Genomic DNA, 25134 nt, shown 5'->3' on the forward strand with positions numbered 1-25134 from the left:
TCATGTTATGATAATCCAAAAATTTAATAAGGATTAAGCATGTTATATTCTTCTAAAATCCAATCCCTTTCAGAATCCACAACGATCGCTATCAGCACGCTCGCTAAAGAATTGAAATCGCAAGGAAAAGATATTTTAAGTTTTTCAGCGGGCGAGCCTGATTTTGACACCCCGCAAGCGATTAAAGATGCGGCTATAAAAGCCCTAAATGACGGCTTTACAAAATACACTCCAGTGGCTGGGATCCCTGAATTACTCAAAGCGATCGCTTTTAAATTGAAAAAAGAAAACAACTTGGATTATGAACCGAGTGAAATTCTGGTGAGTAATGGTGCTAAGCAAAGCCTGTTCAATGCGATTCAAGCCTTGATAGGGGAGGGCGATGAGGTGGTTATCCCTGTGCCTTTTTGGGTAACTTACCCTGAGCTTGTGAAATACAGCGGAGGAGTGAGTCAATTCATTCAAACCGATGAAAAAAGCCATTTTAAAATCACTCCCAAGCAACTTAAAGACGCCTTAAGCCCCAAAACAAAAATGCTCATTCTCACCACCCCATCAAACCCTACCGGCATGCTTTATAGCAAGGCGGAATTAGAGGCTTTGGGCGAAGTTTTGAAAGAGACAAAAGTTTGGGTGCTTAGCGATGAAATTTATGAAAAGCTTGTCTATCAAGGGGAGTTTGTTTCTTGCGCGGCGGTGAGCGAAGAGATGAAAAAACGCACCATTACCATTAATGGCTTGAGCAAGTCAGTGGCGATGACAGGCTGGCGTATGGGCTATGCGGCGAGCAAGGATAAAAAGTTAGTCAAATTGATGAATAACTTACAAAGCCAATGCACTTCCAATATCAATTCTATCACGCAAATGGCTTCTATTGTGGCGCTTGAAGGGTTGGTGGATAAGGAAATTGAAACGATGCGTCAGGCTTTTGAAAAGCGCTGTCATTTAGCCCACGAAAAAATCAATGCGATTGAAGGGCTAAACGCTTTAAAACCTGATGGGGCGTTTTATCTGTTTATTAATATTGGCAGTCTTTGTGAGAGGGATTCGATGCGATTTTGCCATGAATTGTTAGAAAAAGAAGGCGTGGCGTTAGTGCCTGGAAAGGCTTTTGGATTGGAAGGCTATGTTCGTTTGTCTTTTGCATGCTCAGAAGAACAGATTGGAAAGGGGATTGAACGCATCGCTCGCTTTGTCAAATCAAAGGGGTAAAAAAGAATTAGGATTTAAAGGGGGGTTAATCTTGTGGGATTTTATCTTGGAATTTTATATTGTAGTTTAATTGTAGTTTAGCGGCATAGTGTGGTATAATGGTTTGGTTTAAAAGTTTGAAAAGTGCAGTTTTCATAACTAAAATAGATTTTAAGGAATAACAAATGGCAATAAGCGAATGGCAAATACTTTTTAACAAAATCAAACACGATATTGGCTCGCCTTTTGGGGTTATTAGGGAAGTCTTTTTTTACGACTATTCTCCTAACAACCCCAACAACAACAACTCACCCCAACTAAAACAATTTTTAGAATATAAGTGTCATTTTATAGGGTTTGTTGAAACTTTTATTGGACCTAGCGAAAGTTTGTTTTTTGTATATAAAAACGGGCCGAGTGCAACATTTAATTTAAAAAACTACTTGTTGGTGTTAGCCACAACACATTGTAATCCAACAGCGATTTGTTATTGCGAAAACAAGCAAGACGCACAAAACACCGACACAAAAGAGATAAAATTCCTAAGTGCAAAAAGTCATGATTTTGGGAAAGAATTGGACTCTATAAGTGTTGAACTTTCAAACCCTAAGACTTTTATTCAATCTCTTTTAAAATTAGGGTCTTTTTTGCATGGAAAAGCTATTGAGTCTCTTAATAATCCAACAAACTATCCGCCAATTAATTTGGTAGTTACTCCAGGTTTGGCACCTTGGGAAACAACGGTGGAGATAGAGAAGCATAGAATAAAAACAATTGATAACCACTATAGGCAAAGCTCTGAACAAAACATTAAAATCAATGAAATTGCTGATGATTTAAAAAGTGGTAAGATAGTTGGTAAAAAAATTATTAGTGATGCTTTATTGAGCACTAACTATTGTTTCATGGATGATGAGAATTTAAAGGATTTAAAAAAGTTACTATCACAAGATCAAATAAATCTATCAAATATTATTGTAAGTGCTATCAATCAAGCAGAGAATGTAAATGGGATAAATCTTACTTCCGCCATAATTGACAAGATTGAATATCATTTCCGTGATAATACATTCCATTTTATCTTTAATGTTAGCGATAACTTCTTAAGCGGAAAATCAAGATTAACTATTAACTATTGAAGTGCCTAGAAAGGCATTAGAAAATATTAAGTTACCTGACATGAAAGAAATATATGTTAATCAATGGTATATAGACATTTTTAGAAATATATTGATACAGTCTATCAAGAATGGATCTTATATTATTGAAGGGATTAAACTTTGGGAATGGTTTTAGTTTTGGTGCTAAAATTAACCTTTAAGGGTTATTTTTGTTTTTGCAAATAAATTAAAAGAGGTGTTGGATGTTTTATTTAGCAATAAACTTATTGCGAACGCGCTTGTAACGCAAAAAGTGCCTAGTGATACGCCACATGATGACAATTTAGATTAATTTAAAAACCCTAAATGAAGCACCCCCTAGAAGAATTAAAAGATCCTGTAGAAAATCTTTTGCTATGGATTGGGCGCTTTTTGCGCTACAAATGCACGAGCCTGTCTAATTCTCAAGTGAAAGACCAAAATAAGGTTTTTGAATGCTTGAACGATTTCAATCAGGCGTTCGTCAGCTCAAGCCAATTGGAAAAAATCTGTAAAAAAGCGCGTAACGCCGGATTACTAGGAATCAACACCTACGCACTGCCCCTACTCAAATTTCATGAATACTTCAGCAAAGCTAGACTAATAACTGAAAGGCTTGCTTTTCATTCGCTCAAAAGCATTGATGAAGTCATGTTGGCTGAATTTTTGAGTATTTATACCGGGGGTTTGAGTTTAGCCACTAAGAAAAATTACAGAATCGCCCTACTCGGGCTTTTTAGCTATATAGACAAGCAAAATCAAGATGAAAATGAAAAATCTTATATCTATAATATCACGCTCAAAAACATCAGCGGAACCAATCAAAGCGCGGGCAACAAGCTCCCTACTCATTTAAACAATGAAGAATTAGAAAAATTTTTAGAGAGCATTGATAAAATAGAAATGTCCGCTAAAGTGCGCGCCAGAAACCGCCTGCTCATTAAAATCATCGTTTTTACAGGCATGCGTTCTAATGAAGCCTTGCAGCTTAAAATAAAGGATTTTACTTTAGAAAATGGCTGTTATACGATTTTGATTAAAGGTAAGGGCGATAAATACAGAGCGGTGATGCTCAAAGCTTTCCACATTGAGAGCCTTTTGAAAGAATGGCTCATAGAAAGGGAATTGTATCCTGTTAAAAACGATTTATTGTTTTGCAACCAAAAAGGCAGCGCTTTAACGCAAGCGTATTTGTATAAGCAAGTGGAACGCATCATCAATTTTGCAGGACTCAGGCGAGAGAAAAATGGGGCGCACATGTTAAGGCATTCTTTTGCGACCTTGCTTTATCAAAAACGCCATGATTTGATTTTGGTTCAAGAAGCTCTAGGGCATGCGAGCTTAAATACAAGCAGGATTTATACGCATTTTGACAAAGAGCGTTTAAAAGAAGCGGCGAGCATTTGGGAAGAAAAGTGAAACACCCCCCTACTCCCTTAAAAAAATGATTTTTACCATAAAACGACTAAAACCCCATTTTTTAAGAAATTAAAAAATTTTTAGCTTGCTGGTTTAAAATTTTGCTTTCAAATTCTAACAGCCACTTTTTGACTTCTATGCCCCCATTATACCCCCCTAAAGCGCCATTTTTACGCACCACTCTATGACAAGGCACGATCAAAGAAATAGGGTTATTGCGATTAACGTTGCCAATAGCTCTGCAAGATCTAGGGTTATTAATGAGCTTTGCGATTTCATCGTAACTTTTTGTCTTGCCATAAGGGATAGTCATTAATGCAGACCAAACTTGTTTTTGAAAAAAAGTCCCTATCAAGTCTAAAGGCGCATTAAATTCAAAAAGTTGTCCCAAGAAATAACGCTCCAGGGCTTGAATACTGAGTTTTAATGGGGTATTCATAGGGGTGTTATGAGAAAAATTGGTCGCATCAAAATCCAATCTTAATAAATGGCTCTCATTAGCGCACAAATGCAAATACTCTAAAGGGAAACTCTTAGGGGTCTTAAAATAATAGTGGTATAAAACCATCAATTAAAAAAAGAGTTTGTATAGAATAATCAATAGCGACAAACCATACACCCCCAAAATCAAAGCTTTATGCATTTTTTCATTCAAAAGCCCCATGATCCATTTAATCCCAACGCTCACGCCCATAACAGAGCCTAATCCCACAATCGCCCCTGCTAAAAGCACTTCTTTATTGATGATGTGGTGATAGATTAAAGAAAAAGCTCCTGAAATAGAAGAAAACAAGATGAAAAATAACCCTAGCGCCACGCATTTTTTAGAATCATACCCTAAAAAATAATGCATCAAAGGCACCATGAGCATCCCCCCACCAATCCCTAAAGTGATAGCAAAAAACCCGGTGAGCGTGCCAATTAAGAATAATTTTAAACCTTGCAAATGGTAGCGTTTAGTATCCGCTATAAAATCTTTTTTTTTGGGTTTTAAAACAAATTGGATCATAGAATACACGACTAAAAGCGCGAAAATAACCATTAAAATTTTACTGGAAACGATTTTTAAAACAAATCCGCTAAAACTCGCTCCTATCAGCCCCCCTGCCCCTATCAACAAGCCTAAAGAAAAATCAAGCGATTTTTTTTTGAAATTCAAAACAGAGCCAACGAACGATGAAAGCGCCATTTGCAAAATGGAAATACCAATGGATTCTTCAAAAGAATGCCCGGTTGCGAGCATGATAGGGACAATGATCATCCCCCCACCAATGCCAAAAATCCCTGATAGAATGCCAGTAAAAAGCCCTACCGCTATGTATAACGCATAAATATCCATACAAACCCTTATAAAAAAGTAAAAACCCCTCTTAAAAGAAATTACAAACAACCCTATTCTAATCAAACACCAATAACCAAAACCCCCTAAACAACGCCTTTAAAAGTGATGCTTTTATTGGTCTGTTTTATTTTTGCAACACAAAGCATGCGAATCTTCATTGGGTTCGCTAAGAGAGAGATTCCTTAATTCATAAGCCAATTTAATAGACGCCATAGCGTCATCCAAGCCAAACCCCCCTTGAGCTAAAATCTGTTTGTAGCTTTCTATATACAGGTTATCAAAGCTCTGCGTGAGATTGACTTCTTCGCCCTCTAGGATCATTTTATGATAAACCTTTTCTTTAGCCACTCCCATGTGTTCTGGATTGATGGAAAAAAACCATCTTATTTTGGCATGCTCTAAAAAGAGTATCCCGCACACGCAATCAGGCTCTTCTCTGTTGATAACCTTGTCTTTAACGCCTCCAAACAAATACAACAAAGTGTCAAAAATATTCACTCCCATTTGAGTGGCTAACCCCCCACTCCTATTCACATCCGCCCGCCATGAAGAAAAATACCATTTCCCTTGAACGCTGATATAAGTGAGCGTGATGTCAAACACCTTTTCAGGGTTTTTGTCTAATTCGCTCTTAATTTTTTCTTTCAAAGCCAGCGTGTCGCAATGCAAGCGCAAGGGCAAAAGACTGAACACCCTTTTTTGGTGTTTCACCTCTAAATCTTTCAATTCTTGTATTTCGCCAGGGTCTAAAACTAAGGGTTTTTCACAAATCACATGCATGCCGTTTCTTAACCCGAAACGGATGTGATCAAAATGCGTGTGCGTGGGCGTGCAAACACTCAAATAGTTGATTTCTTTACCCATAGCCCTAGATTGCTCTAAATGCTTTTCAAAATCTTCAATATTGGTAAAAAACTCTGATTGTGGGAAATACTCATCTAAAACCCCCACGCTATCATGAACATCAAAAGAGCAATCCAAAAAATGCCCTGTATCTCTAATCGCTTGCAAGTGCTTGGGAGCGATAAACCCCCCTGAACCAATCATCGCAAAAAGCATTCATCTTCCTTAAATAATTTTAATCTTATGTTAGCAAAGATTAGCTTATTTAAGCTTATATTATTGGCAATTAAAACACTCCACCGATCGATCCAACACGCTTTTTTCATCTATGCTAGGGCTTTCGCTGCGCAAATAATAAGTGGATTTTAACCCTAATTTCCAAGCGAGCGTGTAGATTTCATGCAAGGTTTTACCGCTGGCGTTTTCTATGCGCAAAAACACATTAATGCTTTGGCCTTGATCGATCCATTTTTGACGCACGGCCGCTGCTTTAATCAAATCTTTAGCGTCAATATCATAGGCTGATGTGTAAAAATTCCAGGTTTCTACATTCAAATTAGGCACTACAACTGGAATGAGCCCGCTCAAATTTTCTTCAAACCACTTTTTCTTATAAATGGGTTCAATCGTTTGGGTTGTGCCTACTAAAATAGAAATGGAGCTTGTGGGAGCGATCGCCATTAAATAGCCATTACGCATGCCGTTGGCTTTGACTTTTTCCCTCAAACCTTGCCAATCGCAAGCGTGATTAAAAAGCCCTTTTTCGGTGAGCTTCAAGGCTTCATTATTGGCTTTATCAATGGGGAAAATCCCCTTACTCCATTCTGAATTTTCAAAATCCTTATAAACCCCTTTTTCTTCCGCTAAATTCGCGCTCGTGTCAATCGCATGGTAGCTGATTTGCTCCATTAAAGCGTCAATTTTTTCTAAATGCTCTTTAGACCCCCAAGCGATTTGGTGTTCTGCGAGCATTTGCGCTTCACCCATAACCCCTAACCCTATGGCCCTATTTTGTAAATTAGTGGCTTTGACTTTGCGGTTAGGGTAGAAATTCAAATCAATCACATTGTCTAAAAGCCTGACCATGATCGGCACGACCCTTTTAATGTCTTCTTCGGTGTTGATCTTGCTTAAATTGATGCTCGCTAGATTGCACACCGCCGTTTGCCCGTCTTTAGCGACTTTAGTAGCGATATAGATTGGCTTGCCCTTAAGAATATCCGTGCTAGTGAGCTTGTTAGCGCATTTAGTGATGTTACTATCTGTCGTTACCAACTCTTTTTCTTCAAAAAACTCTATCGCGCCGTCGGTGTATTCTATTTGCATGTAATAGTGGTTGGGCGCGGTATTTTGAAAAATCTCTGTGCATAAATTAGACGATCGAATGATTCCTGCATGGGCGTTTGGGTTGCACCGATTGGCGTTATCTTTAAAGGCCAAAAAAGGCAAGCCGGCTTCAAAATAATTCATTAAGATTTTTTTCCATAAATCTTTAGCGTTGATGTATTCTTTAATAATCTTGGGATCTTTTTCATACTCTAAATAGCGTTTTTCAAAATCCTGCCCATAAAGCTCAGTCAAATCCTTACACTCATAAGGGTCAAACAAAGTCCACATCGCATCTTCTAAAACCCTTTTCAAAAACAAATCGCACACCCAAAGGGCCGGGAATAAATCATGCGCTCTTCGCCTTTCATCGCCGCTATTTTTCCTTAAATCAATGAACTCCATCACATCAATATGCCAGATTTCCAAATACACCGCAATCGCGCCCTTTCGTGTGCCTAATTGATCCACCGCAATCGCCACATCATTAGCGATTTTTAAAAACGGGATCGTGCCAGCGCTCGCATTTTTATGCCCATCAATATAACTCCCAATAGAGCGCACCAAAGAAAAATCCCAGCCAATCCCTCCGCCGTATTTGGACAACAGCGCCATTTCCTTATAGCTGTCAAAAATCCCCTCAATATTATCCGGCGTGCTGCCAATATAGCATGAGCTTAATTGGTGCTTGGTGGTGCGAGCGTTCGCTAGAGTGGGGGTTGCGCACATCGCTTCAAATTTGCTTAACACTTCATAAAATTCTAAAGCGATTTTATTGGGTTCTTGTTCGTTTTGCGCTAAAAACATCGCAATGCTCATAAACATGTGTTGGGGCAATTCAATAGGGTGATTGTCAGCGTCTTTTAACAAATAGCGATCATACAGGGTTTTAATCCCCAAATAATTAAATTGGAAATCCCTTTCAGGCTTGATCTGGCCATTTAAAAACTCTAGATCAAATTTTTCCTTAAAGCCCTTAAGGATGCGGCCCTTTTCTTCAGCGTTTTCAAAATACTCTTTCAAATGCCTATACCCTGTAAAACCACTCACTTTATGGTATAAATCATACAAAAAAAGCCTTGAGGCGACAAAGCTCCAATTAGGCGTGTCAATATCTATCTTATCCACAGCGGTTTTAATCAAAGTTTGTTGGATTTCTTCAGTAGTGATCTTGTCCCTGAATTGCAACCTCGCATCCACTTCCAGCTCACTTTGGCTCACGCCCTCTAAATTGTCCGTAGCGTCCTTAGTGTATTTTTGGATTTTGGTAATGTCCAAAGGCTCAATGCGCCCGTTTCGTTTAACCACTGTAATCAAAATTTTTCCTTTAAATCAAATCGTTTTCTTTTAAATTTGGCATTGTATCAATAAAAAACTTAAGAAAAAGAAAAGTTCAAGTTGGATCTGTTTTATTAATAAGAATGAGTTTTAAAGTTTTTTAATTTTTTTATACCCCCTCCATTTAATGCTATTTGGGTTAAATCACCACCCCCATTTAGCGCAAAGCTTAAGAAAACCTTGAAACCCTAAAATGACCAAACCCTCTACAAGGAGATTGCTAGGATGCCCACAATACGCCGAAATTTCATGCATAGCGATAATAAAGGGTATCGTTAAAAGCATCACATAAAAATCCCTTAGTCTTGCTCCTAACACAGCGTCATAAAACGCACCAAAAAACCTAGCCTTAAAAATGGCTTTAAAAAACTTGGGGAATCCTTGCCAAGTTTCAATAATGAAATAACCTGCCGACCTGCCTTTAGGATTAAACAAGAGATTAGACAACAAAGCCGCTATTAGACCCACTAACCACACATAATAGCTGTATTTAGGGTCAAAAAGCGGATCGCTAGCTGAACCATTTATGTCATAAAAAATCCTAGTGGTTATGGAGATACATCCTCCATAGACTAGAGCCATTGCCCATCGATATTCCAAATCGCTCAAACGCTTTTTTGAGCCATTCAAGTTCTCTTTTGTAGTATCCATGCTATTTCCTTTCCCCCTATCACCTTGGCTCATTTAAGATCACCAAGCATGCCCAAAACTATAGCCGTAATCATAAAAATCACGGATAGGTTCTCTTGGGGCTTGCGGTTCTCTAGTCTGAGGCTCTCTAGTTTGAGGCTCTCTATCAACGCCACGGATAAAATCTTCTACCCTATCGCCTACTTCAGACCCAATATATCCTCCTATTGCACCACCAACAAATCCGCCCATTTTATCACCAACAAAACCCCCAACACCACCCCCTATAAATTTGCCTAATTCACCCCTTGCCTCTATTTTAGGACTAGCTACAGCCACATTAGCCATTGCACCGCATAAAACCACTACACAACTAAATGTTCTTAATCCGCTCATAACAAATCCTTTCATAAAATTGAGATTCAAAAATTGAGATTCAAGGCATGTTTGGCACACCTTGATAAGAATATTTATACCACAACCCTATTAAAAGCATTGTTACAGATCAGCAAAAGATCACAAAAAACTCAATAAGTGTTTTGTTTATTCACAAATTACAGGATTAAAGTAAATGATTATAATAATTTTTGGGTTTTTTCATTATTGAAGCAAATTAAGGTTTCTTAAAAAACTTAAAATACCCGTTTTCAATGTTAATTTGAGGGGCGCGTGAAAGGCTCAACGAACCGCTAGGAATGTCTTTAGTGATGGTGGTGCCGCTGCCGATTAAAACATTAGAGCCGATATTTATGGGGGCGACTAGCTGGCTATCGCTCCCTATAAAGACATTTTCACCGATGATCGTTTGGTGTTTCTTTTTACCATCGTAATTGCAAGTGATCACGCCAGCCCCCACATTTGTGTTTTTCCCTATCTCACAATCCCCTAAATAGCTCAAATGCCCTGCTTTAGTGCCTTGAAGTTTGGCGTTTTTAGTCTCTACAAAATTCCCCACATGGCTGTTACAAATCACGCTTTTAGGGCGCGCATGGGCAAACGGCCCCACGCTGCTATTAATGATTTGGCTCTCTTCTATCACGCTATAAGCCTTAATATGCGCGTTTTCTATCAAACAATTCCCAATCAAACGCACCCCTTGCTCTAAAACGCACTCCCCCTTAAAACTCACGCCTTTTTCTAAATAAATGCTATTAGGCAATTGCATCACTACCCCCAAGTCCATGGCGTTTTTGCGCAGTCTTTCTAGCATGATTTCTTCAGCTTTCGCCCTTTCTGTTTGGCTATTCACCCCTAAAAAACACTCTTCTTCTAAGAATAGAGCGTCAATTTTTTCATTCCCCTTAATACCCAAAGCGATTAAATCCGTGAGATAGTGTTCTTTTTGGGCGTTTTTGTCATGGAGCTTGGGCAAGTATTTTTCTAAAAACTTTCTTTCAAAAAAATACACGCCAGCGTTCACGCTTTTAATTTCTTTTTCTTTGGTATTAGCGTCCTTTTCTTCTACAATCTTTTTAACCTGATGGTTTTCTAAAACAACGCGCCCATAACCTTTAGGGTCAGCTAAATGGAGTAAGCCTATGGCGTTATTCTTGCTTTCTAATAAGGGGGCGAGAGCGTCTTTAGTGATTAAGGGCATGTCCGCATTCAAAATCAAAACCCGATCATGTTTGGTAAGAATAGGCGTTTTATTTTCTTGCATGATAGCCCCACCTGTCCCTGAATATTTTTCCACGATTTGAGTGTGAAAGATTACGCCCTTAAAACGCTTTGACACCGCTTCTTTAATGCGTTCTTGTTGGTGGTGTAAGATAAGATGCACATCATTACTGATTGAAAAAGCCACTTCTAAAATGTAAAATAACATAGGCTCCCCGCAAAGGGTGTGCAAAGTTTTAGGCAGGCTAGAACGCATGCGAGTGCCTTTACCAGCGGCCAGTATGATTACAGAAAGCATTAAAATCCTTCAATTTATGGGGTTATTTTAGGGAATTTTAACATGCCTTATCTTATAATTTGACTTCGTTTCATCAAAGATTTAAGGCTAGAATTTTGCGTTTTTTCATTTTTTTAATCCTCATTTGCCCTTTAATATGCCCTTTAATGAGCGCTGATAGCGCTTTGCCTAGCGTCAATCTCTCTTTAAACGCTCCTAGTAATCCTAAACAACTCGTAACCACCCTTAATGTCATCGCCCTGCTCACGCTTTTAGTTTTAGCCCCATCGTTGATTTTAGTGATGACGAGTTTCACCCGTTTGATCGTGGTGTTTTCTTTTTTAAGGACCGCTTTAGGCACGCAGCAAACCCCCCCCACTCAAATTTTAGTCTCGCTCTCTTTGATATTGACTTTTTTCATCATGGAACCTAGCTTGAAAAAGGCTTATGATACAGGGATTAAGCCTTATATGGATAAAAAGATTTCTTACACCGAAGCGTTTGAAAAAAGCGCTCTGCCTTTCAAGGAATTCATGCTTAAAAACACACGAGAAAAGGATCTAGCGCTTTTTTTTAGGATTAGGAATTTGCCTAACCCTAAAACCCCTGATGAGGTGAGCTTGAGCGTTTTAATCCCGGCGTTTATGATAAGCGAATTGAAAACAGCGTTTCAAATCGGCTTTTTACTCTACTTGCCTTTTTTGGTGATTGATATGGTGATCAGCTCTATTTTAATGGCGATGGGCATGATGATGCTCCCGCCTGTAATGATTTCTCTGCCTTTTAAAATTTTAGTGTTTATTCTGGTAGATGGGTTTAATCTATTGACCGAAAATTTAGTAGCGAGTTTTAAAATGGTTTGATATTAAAAACATTCAAGCTATAAAAGAATAGCTTGAAATTAATTTAAAACTCATAATTCAAATACGCTGTAATGGATCTCCCTGGCGCGGGTTCTCTTCCTGTAGGGCTTGTGCCAATTCCCCTAAAATAATACTTCATGTTAAAAAGGTTATTGATTTGCAAGCTCCCTGTGATTTTATGCCTACCGCTTTGCCATAAAACGGAGCTTACTTGAACGTTCAACACAAAATACAAGGGCAATAACCCCACTGAATTACAACCATACTCTAGCCCCCCTGTGTATTCTGGGTTTAAGGGCAAGCACACGGTTTGGCTTTTAGCTTGATTGAGCATGGAACTATAAGCGCGGCTATAAAAATAGCTGCTAATACCAAAAGTCGTGTGCTTGTAAGTATACATCATGTCAAATATGAATTGGTTAGGACTCACATAAGGCAAACGCTTCCCTTTAATGTCAAAGGGTTTATTGACAATGCCTGTAAAATAATAAGCAATATCATCAGCGTTAGAAGTGATGCGTGCATCAATGTAAGTGTAAGCCACATGGAATTGCAAACCCCTAATCGGCGCGTAATACAATTCCAATTCCACCCCTTGACTCCTAGCATTCACAGGCTGTGGACTATAGCCTCCCGCATAGTAACGATTGGCAAAAATCACAAAATAATTCGTGTTAAAGCTCAATAGATTTTTATAACTATAGCGTTGCCCCACTTCAATTTCATTAAAAATTTGGTTGTAATTAGTCCTAGTAATGCCTACCATTGTGTGTTGTGGGGGGATAAAACTGCGGCGGTAGTTCGCATACCATATCCAATTTTCCATAGGTTTATAGCCGATATTAAGGGCGGGACTCCATTCGTTTTGACGCTGTTTTTTACTGGTCCATACGGAAAAATCATGCTTTTCTGGCTCTTTGTTGTTGTAGTTCAAAAAAGTGTATCTAATCCCTGGAGTTATCACCAATTTAGAATCAAAAAGTTCTATTTTATCGCTCAACCATACCGCTGTATAGTTGTTAAACATTTCTTGATTGTTACTAGGCTTTTTAGAAAGAACATATGGGGGCATATGGCACACCCCATCAATAATATCTGATTTTTCGCATGTGCTTTGATCGGATCTAATGAACATGTCCATCGTCATAAAACGCATGCCCACATTAAAAGTTTGCTTAACTTTATTGGTATTAACAACTAAGTTCAAATTAGGCTCAAAAGCGTTCATCACATAACGCCTTAAATGATCAAAAATAAAAAATCCTGGATAATTTTGATCGGTATAAACAGGGCCTAATTTAGGATTGGTATTGACATTTAAATAGTTAGAATCAAATTTAAAATCCCTTGACATGTCATGCCCATAGTAACTGAAAGTGAAATCCCCACCTACCCTATCCGTGTCCCCAAAAAAGTTTTGATACACAGCTCCCCATCGCTTCGCTCTCCCGCTTTTATCGTTATTAGGGCGGTTATTTTGAAAACGATTTTCATTATAGGCAGCTATACCTAAAGACCCAGGGTCTGTTAAAAAATAGCTGTAATATTGAAAAAAAGCGGTGATCTTGTTGCTATCATTGATTTGATACAACGAATCTAGCAAGTAGTTTTGAATGTTGGTAGGGCTGTTGTATCTAAACCCTTGCCCTTTGAGCCAATTGACTTGAGCTTGGATTCCAAAATGCTTATTCATCATACCCCCCGTTCTTAAATAGGTGTTAAAAAGCATGTTATTAACTAAGCTTTTATCAATGTTTTTAGAATTTTGATTGAAAAACCCCCCATTTTCAGACTTGCCCCAAAAAGTGGTCCTCTCGCTCACTTGACTTTCCCAATTGGTAGGAATGCCTTTGGTGATAATGTTGATCACACCGCCAAAAGCGTTAGGGCCATAACGCACGCTCTCCCCACCTTTAGTTACACTGATTCTATCCACAGATTGAAAGGTTACAGGAAAAATAACCGTGCCAATTTCAACATAGGGCGCGACATAAATAGGAATCCCATTGACTAGAATCATTCCCGTATTAGAATGCCCTGGACCTCCAGCGCCAAACCCCCTAATGGAAATGCTAGGCACAGCTCCAATACCTGTAGAGTTTCTAATATGCACGCCCGGCACATTTTGCAAAGCTTCTTCAATGCTTTGATTGGCGCTTTTAGTGAGCTGCTTGTTAGAAATCACCGTGCGAGATCCCATATAGTTTCTAACCTCCTTACTTCTCCAACTTAAAGGCGCTTCTTTATCGTTAGCTATTCCTGAAGCTTCCACCCTTTCCAAATTATGAGTCTTTACGGCATGCGCGCTATGACTCAAAACAGCTAGAGAGACTAAAATTCTTTTCATTTACTACCTTTTATGAAAAATGTTCCTTTTTACAACAAATCGTAGTTTATAATAATTATTATTAGTTTTAGCTTAAATTTTTAAAAAATTATTATTTAGATAATATTAATGACTTTTTTTATCAAAAATGCCGATTAATGCGAATGTTGATGGAAAGGATTGGAATATAAAGAAAAATAAAAATTTTTTAATATTTCTAATGGGTGGAATTTTAAACAAATAAAGGGTTTAAAAACCCTTTATAGCTAGCCTTTAAACCAAAATTTGAGTCACATAAAAAGCTATCAAGGAAAACGCATACGCCACAACGGTTGTGAAGATGAACAAATACGCCACAAACTTTATCCCCCCAGCTTCCCTACCAAAAGTAATGGTCGCTGCAAAACAAGGGATATAAAACATCACAAACACGATAAAGGCGATCCCGCTAGGCACGCTGACTTCTTTTCTGATTGTCTCCCTAAAAGCATCAGATTTTTCGTTTTGATCCCCTAAGGAAAACAACACCCCCAAAGTAGAAACCACCACTTCTTTAGCCATAAAACCGGTGACAAGTGAGACGCTCAAACGCCAATCAAAATCCATAGGGCTAAAGACTTTTTCTAAATACGCCCCACCCCTTCCTACAACGCTATTTTTTAAATTCTTTTTATCCAATTCGGTTTTTAATTCTTTTAATTTTTCTTCTTTAGCTTCGCTTGAAAGATTAGCGTTTTTTTGGACTAATAAGCTTTCTTGCTTATAAGCCTTCATAGCCGCATCATTTTTAGGGTATTGGGACATAAACCAGATTAAAATCGCTCCCACTAAAATGTAAGTCCCGGCTTTTTTAAGGTAGGAAAGCGATTTGGTGTAGATACTGAAATAGACCATTCTCCAACTGGGAAAGCGGTATTTGGGCATTTCCATAATAAAGGATTCGGTTTGTCCTTTAAACACGCTTAGTTTGAGTAATTTGGCCATCACTAACGCCACAACCGCCCCCAAAATATAAATGCAAAACAGCACAAACCCAGCGCTTGAAGAGGGGAAAAACGAGCCTACAAACAGCACATAAATAGGCAGCCTTGCCGAGCAACTCATAAAGCCGATCACAAAAAGCGTGATCAGTCGTTCGTTATAGTTTTGTAAGGTTCTTGTCGCCATGTAAGCAGGCACTGAGCAGCCAAAACCGGTGATTAAAGGGATAAAACTCTTCCCATGCAAGCCAAATTTATGCAAGATCCCGTCTAGTAAAAACGCTACCCTACTCATATAACCCGTTGTCTCTAGTAAAGAAATCCCAAAATACAACACCACAATTAAAGGCAAGAATGAAACCGTCGCTCCCACTCCCCCAATAATGCCATCGCCCACCAAAGACGCTAAATCTTCATTAGCCACATTTTCTTTGATACCATCGCTCAAAAATTTAAACCCTGTTTCAAGCGCTTTTTGCACTCCCCCCCCTATTAAAAAGCTCAAGGAAAAAATGATAAACATAAACCCTAAAAAAATGAAAATCCCATAACGCGGGTGCATTAAAATCTTATCAATCTTATAAGTGTGTTCAAAACTCGCGTTTTGCTTGTTTTCACTGATCACCAATTTAGCGATTCTTTGAGCGCTCTGGCTGTATTTTAAAGACTCCTTAAAGCTTTGAGACGGGACTTTGATGTTTTCATTGTTTATAGTGTTTTGAGAATAAAGCCTGACAATTTCGTCTAATAAAAGCTCGGTATTCAAGCGATCTTCTTTGGATCTTGCGCTTGTTGGCACGCACACAACCCCTAATTCTTTAGAAAGCTTTTCTGTATTGATTTTAATGCCTTCTTTTTGCGCCTCATCCCACATGTTGAGTGCGAGAAGCATTTTTTTATTCGTGTCTAATAGCTGCGTGCTTAAGGCTAAATTACGCTCTAAATTGGTGGAATCCACCACATTAAGAATGAGATCGTATTGCCCTTTTTCTAAAAAATCTTTAGTAACCTTTTCTTCAGTGGTGAAATCATTGAGCGCGTAAGTGCCCGGTAAATCAATGATAGTGATTTGATGCTCTTTATGGATCAAACCCACTTCCATTTTATCCACGGTAACCCCGGCAAAATTCCCCACTTTCAAATGGGCGTTACTCAAAGCGTTGATGAGGGATGATTTCCCCACATTAGGCTGGCCCACAAGGGCGATAGTGATTTCTTTCACTTCCAATTCTCCAAATAAGTTTTTTTAATTTTTAGTTATATCGTTTTTAGATTAAAAGTCAGCACTATAGCGCTATAAGACTAATTGTTATATAATAAAAGCGAGACAAGAATATTAAAATGCGAAAGGAGCGTGTGATGTTATGCGTGTTTGATATAGAAACCATTCCTAGCGTGAGCTTGTGTAAAGAGCATTTTCAATTAGAAGAAAATGATGCGCTAAAAATCTGTGAATGGAGTTTTGAAAAGCAAAAAGAAAAAAGCGGGAGCGAGTTTTTGCCTCTTTATTTGCATGAGATCATCTCTATTGCAGCAGTCATTGGCGATGATTACGGGCAATTTATCAAAGTGGGGAATTTTGGTCAAAAACACGAAAATAAAGAGGATTTTACAAGCGAAAAAGAGCTTTTAGAAGACTTTTTCAAATACTTTAACGAAAAGCAACCGCGCTTAATAAGCTTCAATGGCAGAGGTTTTGACATGCCCCTACTCACGCTCAAAGCCCTTAAATACAATTTAACTTTAGACGCTTTTTACAACCAAGAAAACAAATGGGAAAATTACCGTGCGCGCTATAGCGAGCAGTTTCATTTGGATTTAATGGATAGCTTGAGCCATTATGGATCCGTTAGGGGTTTGAATCTAAATGGCATTTGCTCCATGACGAATATTCCTGGTAAATTTGATGTGAGCGGGGATTTAGTGCATGCGATTTATTACAACCTACATTTAAGCCAAAAGGAGAAAAAAGGCATTATTGATAGCTATTGCCAAAGCGATGCGCTTAACACTTACTGGCTTTTTTTAAAATACGAAGTGTTAAAAGGCGCTTTAAATAAGGAGCAATACCTTGGGCTATTGAATGATTTTTTAGAAAAATTCCCTAAAGAAAAACCCTATTCAAGCGTTTTTATTAACGCTTTAGAGAAAGAGATTAGGGAGTTTATTTAAAACCCTATTAAAACCCTGAAACTAGGCAAAGACTGCTTAGAAAGAAATTTTTTTAAAGCGTTAGAGAACCATGAGCCTAAAGTGCATATCTGCTTGATTTTAGATCCCCACTTGAAGCTATATTATGCAATAATCATTGAACGATAAGAATAATATTTTTGTGAAAAAAATAAACGGATCACCCTTAATCCAAAACAAAACCTAAAACAGAATAAAACTTATTAGGGTTTCAATCACTTAAAAGTGATACTATGACTAATAAATCAACTTAAAGGCAAAGACATGAATGAAGTGGTTGTAGTGGCGGCAAAACGAAGTGCGGTAGGGAGTTTTCTAGGCTCTTTAAAGAATGTGGGCGCTAGAGAAATGGGTGTTAGCGTGCTTAAAGACGCTTTGAATGCGAGCGGACTTGAGCCTAGCGATGTAGATTCTGTCATTTTAGGCAATGTTTTAGGCGCTGGTTTGGGTCAAAATATCGCCAGACAGATCCAACTGGACGCCGGTATCCCTAATGACAAAAACGCTTTCAGCGTCAATATGGTTTGCGGATCGTCTATGAAAGCTATCCAGTTAGCGCATGACAGCATCATGCTTGGGCGCGATGAGGTGGTGGTGTGCGGTGGCGTGGAGAACATGAGCGCAGCGCCTTATCTGTCGTTTGACATGCGAGAGGGGAAAAGAATGGGGAATGCGAACATGATAGATTCCATGATACATGATGGATTGTGGGATGCGTTCAACGATTACCACATGGGGATCACCGCTGATAATGTCGCTCAAGCATACCACATAAGCCGAGAAGATCAAGACGCATTCGCACTCCAATCACAACTCAAAGCGAGAGCCGCCATCAATGCAGGGAAGTTCCAAGAAGAAATCACGCCTATTGAAATAGCGAATAAAAAAGGCGTGGTGGTTTTTAAAGAAGACGAATACCCTAGAGACACGACACTAGAATCCCTTGCAAAGCTCAAACCCGCTTTCAAAAAAGACGGATCGGTAACGGCAGGAAATTCATCAGGGATCAATGATGGCGCGAGCATTATCATTTTATGCAGCGCTAAAAAAGCGCAAAAATTGGGGTTAAAAACCATGGCGGCTATCAAGGGGTTTGGTTTGGGTGGTTGCAGTCCGGATATAATGGGTATATGCCCTAGTATTGCGATTAAAAACAACCTTAAAAATGTCAAAATGAATCTCAACGACATTAATCTTTTTGAACTCAATGAAGCCTTTGCCGCGCAAAGCATCGCCGTGTTAAAAGAGCTTGAATTAAACCCCAATATCGTGAATGTGAATGGAGGCGCGATAGCGATTGGCCACCCTATTGGTGCGAGTGGCGCTAGGATATTAGTTACTTTATTGCATGAAATGAAAAGGAGTGGGCATGGCGTGGGTTGCGCGTCATTGTGCGTGGGTGGCGGTCAAGGGCTATCAGTGGTAGTGGAACAAAAATAAGGAGAATGAGATGAACAAGGTTATAACCGATTTAGACAAAGCGTTGAGCGGGTTAAAAGATGGGGATACTATTTTAGTGGGCGGTTTTGGGCTGTGCGGGATACCCGAATACGCCATTAATTATATTTATAAGAAAGGCATCAAGGATTTGATTGTCGTGAGCAATAATTGCGGCGTTGATGACTTTGGGTTGGGTATTCTTTTGGAAAAAAAGCAGATTAAAAAGATTATCGCTTCGTATGTGGGGGAAAATAAGATTTTTGAATCGCAAATGCTGAATGGAGAAATTGAAGTCGTTTTGACACCGCAAGGCACGCTGGCTGAAAACTTGCGCGCTGGAGGGGCTGGGATACCCGCTTACTACACCCCAACCGGTGTTGGGACTTTGATCGCTCAAGGCAAGGAATCAAGGGAATTTAACGGCAAGGAGTATATTTTAGAAAGAGCGATCACAGGCGATTACGGGCTTATTAAAGCCTACAAAAGCGACACTCTTGGGAACTTGGTGTTTAGAAAAACAGCCAGGAATTTCAATCCCTTGTGCGCGATGGCGGCAAAAATATGCGTCGCTGAAGTGGAAGAAATTGTCCCGGCCGGGGAATTAGACCCAGATGAAATACACTTGCCAGGAATCTATGTGCAACACATCTATAAGGGCGAGAAATTTGAAAAACGGATAGAAAAAATCACAACAAGGAGCGCGAAATGAGAGAGGCTATCATTAAAAGAGCGGCAAAGGAATTAAAAGAGGGCATGTATGTGAATTTAGGGATAGGCTTGCCCACGCTTGTGGCTAATGAAGTGAGCGGGATGAATATCGTTTTCCAAAGCGAGAACGGGCTATTAGGGATTGGCGGCTACCCTTTAGAAGGGGGCGTTGATGCGGATCTTATCAACGCAGGAAAGGAAACCGTAACCGTGGTGCCGGGCGCTTCGTTTTTCAATAGCACGGATTCGTTTGCGATGATTCGTGGGGGGCATATTGATTTAGCAATTTTAGGGGGGATGGAAGTCTCACAAAATGGGGATTTGGCTAATTGGATGATCCCTAAAAAGCTCATAAAGGGCATGGGAGGGGCTATGGATTTGGTGCATGGCGCTAAAAAAGTGATTGTCATCATGGAGCATTGCAACAAATACGGGGAGTCTAAAGTGAAAAAAGAATGCTCATTGCCCTTAACGGGAAAAGGCGTGGTGCATCAATTGATAACGGATTTAGCGGTGTTTGAGTTTTCCAATAACGCCATGAAATTAGTGGAATTGCAAGAGGGGGTCAGCCTTGATCAAGTGAAAGAAAAAACAGAAGCTGAATTTGAAGTGCATCTATAGCTTATAAAAGGGGTGTTGATGTTTTTATTAAGGCATTTGACTTCAGCGTGCGTGTTTTTAGCGTCTAAATGTTTGCCGGACTCCTTTGTCTTGGTTGCTCTTTTATCGTTTGTCGTGTTTGTTCTTGTTTATTGCTTGACAGGGCAAGACGCTTCGTCTGTCATTTCTAGTTGGGGGAATGGTGCTTGGACGCTTTTAGGTTTTTCTATGCAAATGGCTCTTATTTTGGTGTTGGGTCAAGCTCTAGCTAGCGCTAAATTAGTCCAAAAACTTTTAAAATACTTGGCGTCTTTGCCTAAAGGGTATTACACGGCTTTATGGTTGGTTACTTTTTTATCGTTAATCGCTAATTGGATCAACTGGGGTTTTGGCTTAGTGATTAGCACGATTTTTGCAAAAGAGATCGCCAAAAATGTTAAAGGGGTGGATTACAGGCTGCTCATTGCTAGCGCTTATTCGGGTTTTGTCATCTGGCATGGGGGTTTATCAGGCTCTATCCCTTTAAGCGTTGCCACCCAAAATGAAAATCTGTCCAAAATGAGCGCCGGGGTGATTGAAAAAGCTATTCCTATCAGTCAGACGATTTTTTCTGCCTATAATTTAATCATTATAGGGATCATTCTTGTAGGGTTACCCTTTTTAATGGCAATGATCCACCCTAAAAAAGAAGAAATTGTTGAGATTGACGCCAAGCTTTTAAAAGACGAATACAAGGAAACAGAACTCATTGACCACCAACAAGACAAAACGATCGCACATTTTTTAGAAAACAGTGCTTTGCTTTCTTATCTTTTGGTTTTTTTGGGTTTTGGGTATTTGGGTATTTATTTTTTTAAAGGGGGAGGGATTAGTTTAAACATTGTCAATACGATTTTCCTTTTTTTAGGGATTTTGCTCCATAAAACCCCTTTGGCTTATGTGAAAGCGATCGATCGTTCCGCTAGGAGCGTGGCTGGGATTTTACTCCAATTCCCTTTTTACGCTGGGATTATGGGAATGATGGCAAGCCATAGCGTGGGGGGGCATTCTTTAGCGCAAATGCTTTCTTTAGCCTTCACGCACATCGCTAATGAAAAAACTTTCGCGCTCATGACTTTTTTAAGCGCAGGGGTTGTCAATATTTTTATTCCATCAGGCGGAGGGCAATGGGCGATTCAAGCTCCTATCATGCTTCCGGCTGGGCAAAGCTTGGGGGTGGATCCGGGCGTGGTTTCTATGGCTATCGCTTGGGGAGACGCTTGGACGAACATGATACAGCCTTTTTGGGCTTTGCCCGCTTTAGCCATCGCCGGTTTGGGCGCTAAAGATATTATGGGCTATTGCGTTTTGACTTTAATTTTTGTAGGCCTAGTCGTGTGTGGGGTGTTTTATTTTTTAGTGTGAGTTTTTTATGCCTAAAACCACGCTCTTTTCAATGGGTAAAGTTTTCTCTTTTACCCTTTAAACGCTCTTGTAATTAAGCCTTATTTCGTTACAATAACCAACCCCATAATAACCTAAGGAAGTGTTTTGTTTTTCAAATTTATTTTATGTTTATTATTAGGAACGTTTGCATGGGCAAAAGAGGATATTCCTACCCCATTAACGCCCTCTAAACGCTATTCTATCAATTTGATGACTGAAAATGATGGTTATATCAATCCTTACATTGATGAGTATTATACCGCAGGCAATCAAATAGGCTTTTCCACTAAAGAGTTTGATTTTTCTAAAAATAAAGCGATGAAATGGACTTCGTATTTAGGTTTTTTCAATAAAAGCCCTAGGGTCACTCGTTTTGGTATTTCTCTCGCTCAAGACATGTATACCCCCTCACTTAAAAACAGAAAACTGGTGCATTTGCATGATAACCACCCTTATGGGGGGTATTTGAGAGTGAATTTGAATGTGTATAACCGCCATCAAACTTTCATGGAATTATTCACGCTTTCTTTAGGCACGACAGGGCAAGATTCTTTGGCCGCTCAAACGCAGCGTCTCATTCATAAATGGGGTCATGATCCCCAATTTTATGGCTGGAACACGCAGCTCAAAAACGAATTTATCTTTGAATTGCACTACCAATTGCTCAAAAAAGTCCCCCTTTTAAAGACTCGTTTTTTTTCTATGGAGTTAATGCCTGGGTTTAATGTGGAATTGGGGAATGCGAGGGATTATTTCCAACTCGGCTCGCTCTTTAGGGCTGGGTATAACTTGGACGCTGATTATGGTGTCAATAAGGTCAATACCGCTTTTGATGGGGGCATGCCTTATAGCGATAAATTTTCCATCTATTTTTTTGTAGGGGCTTTTGGGCGCTTCCAACCCCTTAACATCTTCATTCAAGGCAATAGCCCTGAAACTAGGGGCATTGCTAATTTGGAATACTTTGTTTATGCCAGTGAAATAGGAGCGGCTATGATGTGGCGTAGCCTCAGGGTGGCTTTTACGATCACTGATATTAGTAAAACCTTTCAATCCCAGCCTAAGCACCACCAGATCGGCACATTAGAATTGAATTTCGCCTTTTGATTTAATATCAGTTTAATATTTTTCTTCCTATATGATATTTATATGATATTTTTGGGTAATTTAAGATGAATATCAGTAGCGTTTTGAATGAATTTGTTACTACTTTTCACTTTATTACACCAAATTTTCCCTTATTGCAAACAACTTTGAAATAAACGATTCCCATTTAAAAATCAGCCTTATACTTCTAATAGGTTGCCTTGAGCAACACTTTAATAACAAGGAGACTAAATGAAAGACGCAAGAGTTCAGGTGATGGGTATTGATGCCGGTGGCACCATGACGGACACATTTTTTGTGAAAGAAAATGGCAGTTTCGTAGTCGGTAAAGCCCAAAGCAACCCAGAAGATGAGAGTTTAGCTATTTATAATAGCTCGCAAGACGCTTTATCGCACTGGCAATCGGATGTGAGTAAGGTTTATCCAGAGTTGGTCACTTGCGTGTATTCAGGCACCGCGATGCTCAATCGGGTCGTCCAAAGGCGCGGAATGGAAGTGGGCCTGATTTGCAATAAGGGTTTTGAGCAAATGCATTCTATGGGCAGAGCGTTGCAATCCTACTTGGGGTATGCACTAGAAGAAAGGTTGCATATCAACACGCACAAGTATGATGATCCGCTGATTCCTTTAAAAAGGATTAGAGGCGTTACAGAAAGAACCGATGTCAAGGGGCAAGTGGTTATCCCGGTGCGTCAAGAAGAGGTTAAAGTTGCTGTTAAGGAGCTTTTAGAAGCAGGCGCAAAGGCCATTGTGATTTGCTTGTTGCAATCTCATAAAAACGCTGAAAGCGAGCGGATCGTTAGAGATATAGCGTTAAAAGAAATTGAAAAATTGGGTAAAAATATTCCCGTATTCGCTTCTGTGGATTACTACCCTCAAAGAAAAGAAAGCCACAGAATGAACACCACTATCTTAGAAGCTTATGCGGCTGAGCCAAGCAGGCAAACTCTCTCTAAAGTCAGCAACCGCTTCAAAGAGCATGGCGCTAAATTCGATCTTCGTGTGATGGCAACGCATGGAGGCACCATTAGTTGGAAAGCTAAAGAGCTCGCTAGGACTATTGTGAGCGGCCCTATTGGAGGCGTGATTGGATCTAAATTGCTAGGCGAAACGCTTGGTTATGACAATATTGCATGCAGCGATATTGGTGGCACGAGCTTTGATATGGCGCTTATTGTTAAGAGCAATTTCAACATCGCTTCTGACCCTGATATGGCGCGTCTTGTTTTATCCTTACCGCTTGTGGCTATGGATTCTGTTGGCGCGGGCGCTGGGAGTTTTGTGCGCATTGATCCGCACAGCCAATCGGTCAAACTAGGGCCTGACAGCGCGGGGTATAGAGTTGGCACTTGTTGGAAAGACAGCGGATTAGACACGGTTTCAGTAACCGATTGCCATATTGTTTTAGGCTATTTGAACCCGGATAATTTCTTAGGCGGTTTGATCAAATTAGATGTGGATAGGGCTAAAAAACACATTAAAGAGCAAATTGCTGATCCGCTAGGCATTAGCGTAGAAGATGCGGCTGCGGGTGTGATTGAGTTGCTTGATTTGGATCTTAAAGAATACTTGCGATCCAACATTAGTGCTAAAGGGTATAGCCCGTCTGATTTTGTGTGCTTTTCATATGGTGGCGCGGGGCCTGTGCATACCTATGGCTATACAGAAGGATTAGGGTTTAAGGATGTGGTAGTGCCTGCGTGGGCGGCTGGATTTAGCGCTTTTGGTTGCGCTTGCGCTGATTTTGAATACAGATATGACAAGAGCGTGGATATTGCTATTCCGCAGTATTCTTCAGACAAGTCCAAAATAGAAGCATGCAAGATCATTCAAGACGCATGGGATGAATTGACTCTCAAAGTGATTGAAGAGTTCAAGATCAATGGATTCTCTGAAAAAGATGTGATCTTAAGACCTGGATACAGGATGCAGTATATGGGGCAATTGAATGATTTAGAGATCACTTCTCCTGTGTCAAAAGCTGCAAGCGTGGCTGATTGGGAAGAGATTGTCAAAGAATATGAAAAAACCTACGCTCGCGTTTATTCTGAATCAGCGTGTTCTCCAGAGCTTGGTTTTAGCGTGACCGGCGTGATCATGCGTGGTGTTGTGGCTACGCAAAAACCTGTGATTCCGGTTGAAAAAGAGCATGGCGCTACGCCTCCAAAAGAAGCCAAAATAGGCGTTAGAAAATTCTATCGTCATAAGAAATGGGTGGATGCAGATGTGTGGCAAATGGAAAAATTACTGCCTGGAAATGAAGTCATAGGGCCTGCGATCGTGGAATCAGATGCGACCACTTTCGTGATACCCAAGGGCTTTGCGACAAGACTAGACAAACACCGATTGTTCCACTTGAAAGAAGTTAAATAA

The 25134-nt window shown here is 39.7% G+C and carries 19 protein-coding genes and 2 pseudogenes; 12 read left to right on the forward strand and 9 right to left on the reverse strand.

What is annotated here, in order from left to right; translation table 11 throughout:
- Positions 1–39: 39 nt before the first annotated feature.
- The 3 genes and pseudogenes from I6852_RS05230 to xerH all read left to right on the forward strand — a co-directional run bounded on the left by I6852_RS05230 (position 40) and on the right by xerH (position 3749).
- Positions 40–1212, forward strand: a complete 1173-nt coding sequence (locus I6852_RS05230) for a pyridoxal phosphate-dependent aminotransferase (protein WP_197291925.1) — start codon at positions 40–42, stop codon at positions 1210–1212.
- A gap of 164 nt (positions 1213–1376) precedes the next feature.
- Positions 1377–2487: pseudogene (locus tag I6852_RS05235) on the forward strand (hypothetical protein).
- 170 nt (positions 2488–2657) lie between these two features.
- Positions 2658–3749 carry a tyrosine recombinase XerH gene (gene xerH, locus I6852_RS05240; RefSeq protein ID WP_197291926.1) on the forward strand — a complete coding sequence of 364 codons (1092 nt, stop codon included), beginning with the start codon at positions 2658–2660 and terminating at the stop codon, positions 3747–3749.
- Between the two features lie 61 nt (positions 3750–3810).
- Here xerH and I6852_RS05245 read toward each other — a convergent pair whose 3' ends face one another.
- The 7 genes from I6852_RS05245 to glmU form a co-directional block, all read right to left on the reverse strand.
- The gene (locus I6852_RS05245) at positions 3811–4317 is read right to left on the reverse strand and encodes a methylated-DNA--[protein]-cysteine S-methyltransferase (RefSeq protein ID WP_197291927.1); all 507 of its coding nucleotides are present in this window, start codon (positions 4315–4317) and stop codon (positions 3811–3813) included.
- 3 nt (positions 4318–4320) lie between these two features.
- Positions 4321–5088, reverse strand: coding sequence for a sulfite exporter TauE/SafE family protein (locus I6852_RS05250; RefSeq protein WP_197291928.1), 768 nt, complete (start codon positions 5086–5088; stop codon positions 4321–4323).
- A 114-nt stretch (positions 5089–5202) separates the two neighbouring features.
- Complete coding sequence (locus I6852_RS05255) at positions 5203–6150, reverse strand: Gfo/Idh/MocA family protein (RefSeq protein ID WP_197291929.1); 948 nt, start codon at positions 6148–6150, stop codon at positions 5203–5205.
- A gap of 60 nt (positions 6151–6210) precedes the next feature.
- Positions 6211–8577 (reverse strand): ribonucleoside-diphosphate reductase subunit alpha, encoded by a 2367-nt coding sequence (locus I6852_RS05260; RefSeq protein ID WP_197291930.1) that lies wholly within the window; start codon positions 8575–8577, stop codon positions 6211–6213.
- Between the two features lie 165 nt (positions 8578–8742).
- Entirely contained in the window at positions 8743–9249 is a 507-nt protein-coding gene (locus I6852_RS05265) for a hypothetical protein (RefSeq protein ID WP_079327579.1), read from the reverse strand.
- A gap of 39 nt (positions 9250–9288) precedes the next feature.
- Positions 9289–9624, reverse strand: coding sequence for a pantothenate kinase (locus I6852_RS05270; RefSeq protein ID WP_197292974.1), 336 nt, complete (start codon positions 9622–9624; stop codon positions 9289–9291).
- Between the two features lie 217 nt (positions 9625–9841).
- The gene (gene glmU, locus I6852_RS05275; RefSeq protein ID WP_197291988.1) at positions 9842–11143 is read right to left on the reverse strand and encodes a bifunctional UDP-N-acetylglucosamine diphosphorylase/glucosamine-1-phosphate N-acetyltransferase GlmU; all 1302 of its coding nucleotides are present in this window, start codon (positions 11141–11143) and stop codon (positions 9842–9844) included.
- Between glmU and I6852_RS08200 the strand changes: the two are divergent.
- Both I6852_RS08200 and fliP read left to right on the forward strand, forming a co-directional pair.
- Positions 11100–11203: pseudogene (locus I6852_RS08200) on the forward strand (flagellar biosynthesis protein flip); the annotation flags it as partial. The gene glmU and the pseudogene I6852_RS08200 overlap by 44 nt on opposite strands.
- Positions 11204–11238: 35 nt before the next feature.
- Positions 11239–11985 (forward strand): flagellar type III secretion system pore protein FliP, encoded by a 747-nt coding sequence (fliP, locus tag I6852_RS05280; RefSeq protein WP_079356263.1) that lies wholly within the window; start codon positions 11239–11241, stop codon positions 11983–11985.
- A 43-nt stretch (positions 11986–12028) separates the two neighbouring features.
- Here fliP and I6852_RS05285 read toward each other — a convergent pair whose 3' ends face one another.
- Together I6852_RS05285 and feoB are read right to left on the reverse strand one after the other, a co-directional pair.
- Positions 12029–14332 carry a TonB-dependent receptor family protein gene (locus tag I6852_RS05285; RefSeq protein WP_197291987.1) on the reverse strand — a complete coding sequence of 768 codons (2304 nt, stop codon included), beginning with the start codon at positions 14330–14332 and terminating at the stop codon, positions 12029–12031.
- Between the two features lie 252 nt (positions 14333–14584).
- Positions 14585–16513: a ferrous iron transport protein B gene (feoB, locus tag I6852_RS05290; RefSeq protein ID WP_197291989.1), complete on the reverse strand. Its 1929-nt coding sequence runs from the start codon at positions 16511–16513 to the stop codon at positions 14585–14587.
- 137 nt (positions 16514–16650) lie between these two features.
- Between feoB and I6852_RS05295 the strand changes: the two genes are divergently transcribed.
- The 7 genes from I6852_RS05295 to I6852_RS05325 all read left to right on the forward strand — a co-directional run bounded on the left by I6852_RS05295 (position 16651) and on the right by I6852_RS05325 (position 25134).
- Entirely contained in the window at positions 16651–17463 is an 813-nt protein-coding gene (locus tag I6852_RS05295; RefSeq protein WP_197291986.1) for a 3'-5' exonuclease, read from the forward strand.
- 282 nt (positions 17464–17745) lie between these two features.
- Entirely contained in the window at positions 17746–18921 is a 1176-nt protein-coding gene (locus I6852_RS05300; protein WP_197291985.1) for an acetyl-CoA C-acetyltransferase, read from the forward strand.
- 10 nt (positions 18922–18931) lie between these two features.
- Entirely contained in the window at positions 18932–19630 is a 699-nt protein-coding gene (locus I6852_RS05305; RefSeq protein WP_060473172.1) for a CoA transferase subunit A, read from the forward strand.
- Complete coding sequence (locus I6852_RS05310; RefSeq protein ID WP_197291984.1) at positions 19627–20250, forward strand: 3-oxoacid CoA-transferase subunit B; 624 nt, start codon at positions 19627–19629, stop codon at positions 20248–20250. The genes I6852_RS05305 and I6852_RS05310 overlap by 4 nt, the downstream gene beginning before the upstream one ends.
- An 18-nt stretch (positions 20251–20268) precedes the next feature.
- On the forward strand, positions 20269–21633 hold the full coding sequence (locus I6852_RS05315) for a TIGR00366 family protein (protein WP_197291983.1): 1365 nt from the start codon (positions 20269–20271) through the stop codon (positions 21631–21633).
- 126 nt (positions 21634–21759) lie between these two features.
- On the forward strand, positions 21760–22761 hold the full coding sequence (locus I6852_RS05320) for a lipid A deacylase LpxR family protein (RefSeq protein WP_000465217.1): 1002 nt from the start codon (positions 21760–21762) through the stop codon (positions 22759–22761).
- 231 nt (positions 22762–22992) lie between these two features.
- On the forward strand, positions 22993–25134 hold the full coding sequence (locus I6852_RS05325; protein WP_033588440.1) for a hydantoinase/oxoprolinase family protein: 2142 nt from the start codon (positions 22993–22995) through the stop codon (positions 25132–25134).

This window comes from Helicobacter pylori (genome assembly GCF_015904775.1).
In the GTDB taxonomy this organism is placed as follows: Bacteria; Campylobacterota; Campylobacteria; order Campylobacterales; family Helicobacteraceae; genus Helicobacter; species Helicobacter pylori_DM.

What these genes read in the sequence shown, in the direction of transcription:
- I6852_RS05230 (WP_197291925.1), top strand. Translation starts at nt 40, where the DNA reads ATGTTATATTCTTCTAAAATCCAATCCCTTTCAGAATCCACAACGATC.
- xerH (WP_197291926.1), top strand. Translation starts at nt 2,658, where the DNA reads ATGAAGCACCCCCTAGAAGAATTAAAAGATCCTGTAGAAAATCTTTTG.
- I6852_RS05245 (WP_197291927.1), bottom strand. Translation starts at nt 4,317, where the DNA reads ATGGTTTTATACCACTATTATTTTAAGACCCCTAAGAGTTTCCCTTTA.
- I6852_RS05250 (WP_197291928.1), bottom strand. Translation starts at nt 5,088, where the DNA reads ATGGATATTTATGCGTTATACATAGCGGTAGGGCTTTTTACTGGCATT.
- I6852_RS05255 (WP_197291929.1), bottom strand. Translation starts at nt 6,150, where the DNA reads ATGCTTTTTGCGATGATTGGTTCAGGGGGGTTTATCGCTCCCAAGCAC.
- I6852_RS05265 (WP_079327579.1), bottom strand. Translation starts at nt 9,249, where the DNA reads ATGGATACTACAAAAGAGAACTTGAATGGCTCAAAAAAGCGTTTGAGC.
- I6852_RS05270 (WP_197292974.1), bottom strand. Translation starts at nt 9,624, where the DNA reads ATGAGCGGATTAAGAACATTTAGTTGTGTAGTGGTTTTATGCGGTGCA.
- glmU (WP_197291988.1), bottom strand. Translation starts at nt 11,143, where the DNA reads ATGCTTTCTGTAATCATACTGGCCGCTGGTAAAGGCACTCGCATGCGT.
- I6852_RS05285 (WP_197291987.1), bottom strand. Translation starts at nt 14,332, where the DNA reads ATGAAAAGAATTTTAGTCTCTCTAGCTGTTTTGAGTCATAGCGCGCAT.
- I6852_RS05295 (WP_197291986.1), top strand. Translation starts at nt 16,651, where the DNA reads ATGTTATGCGTGTTTGATATAGAAACCATTCCTAGCGTGAGCTTGTGT.
- I6852_RS05300 (WP_197291985.1), top strand. Translation starts at nt 17,746, where the DNA reads ATGAATGAAGTGGTTGTAGTGGCGGCAAAACGAAGTGCGGTAGGGAGT.
- I6852_RS05305 (WP_060473172.1), top strand. Translation starts at nt 18,932, where the DNA reads ATGAACAAGGTTATAACCGATTTAGACAAAGCGTTGAGCGGGTTAAAA.
- I6852_RS05310 (WP_197291984.1), top strand. Translation starts at nt 19,627, where the DNA reads ATGAGAGAGGCTATCATTAAAAGAGCGGCAAAGGAATTAAAAGAGGGC.
- I6852_RS05315 (WP_197291983.1), top strand. Translation starts at nt 20,269, where the DNA reads ATGTTTTTATTAAGGCATTTGACTTCAGCGTGCGTGTTTTTAGCGTCT.
- I6852_RS05325 (WP_033588440.1), top strand. Translation starts at nt 22,993, where the DNA reads ATGAAAGACGCAAGAGTTCAGGTGATGGGTATTGATGCCGGTGGCACC.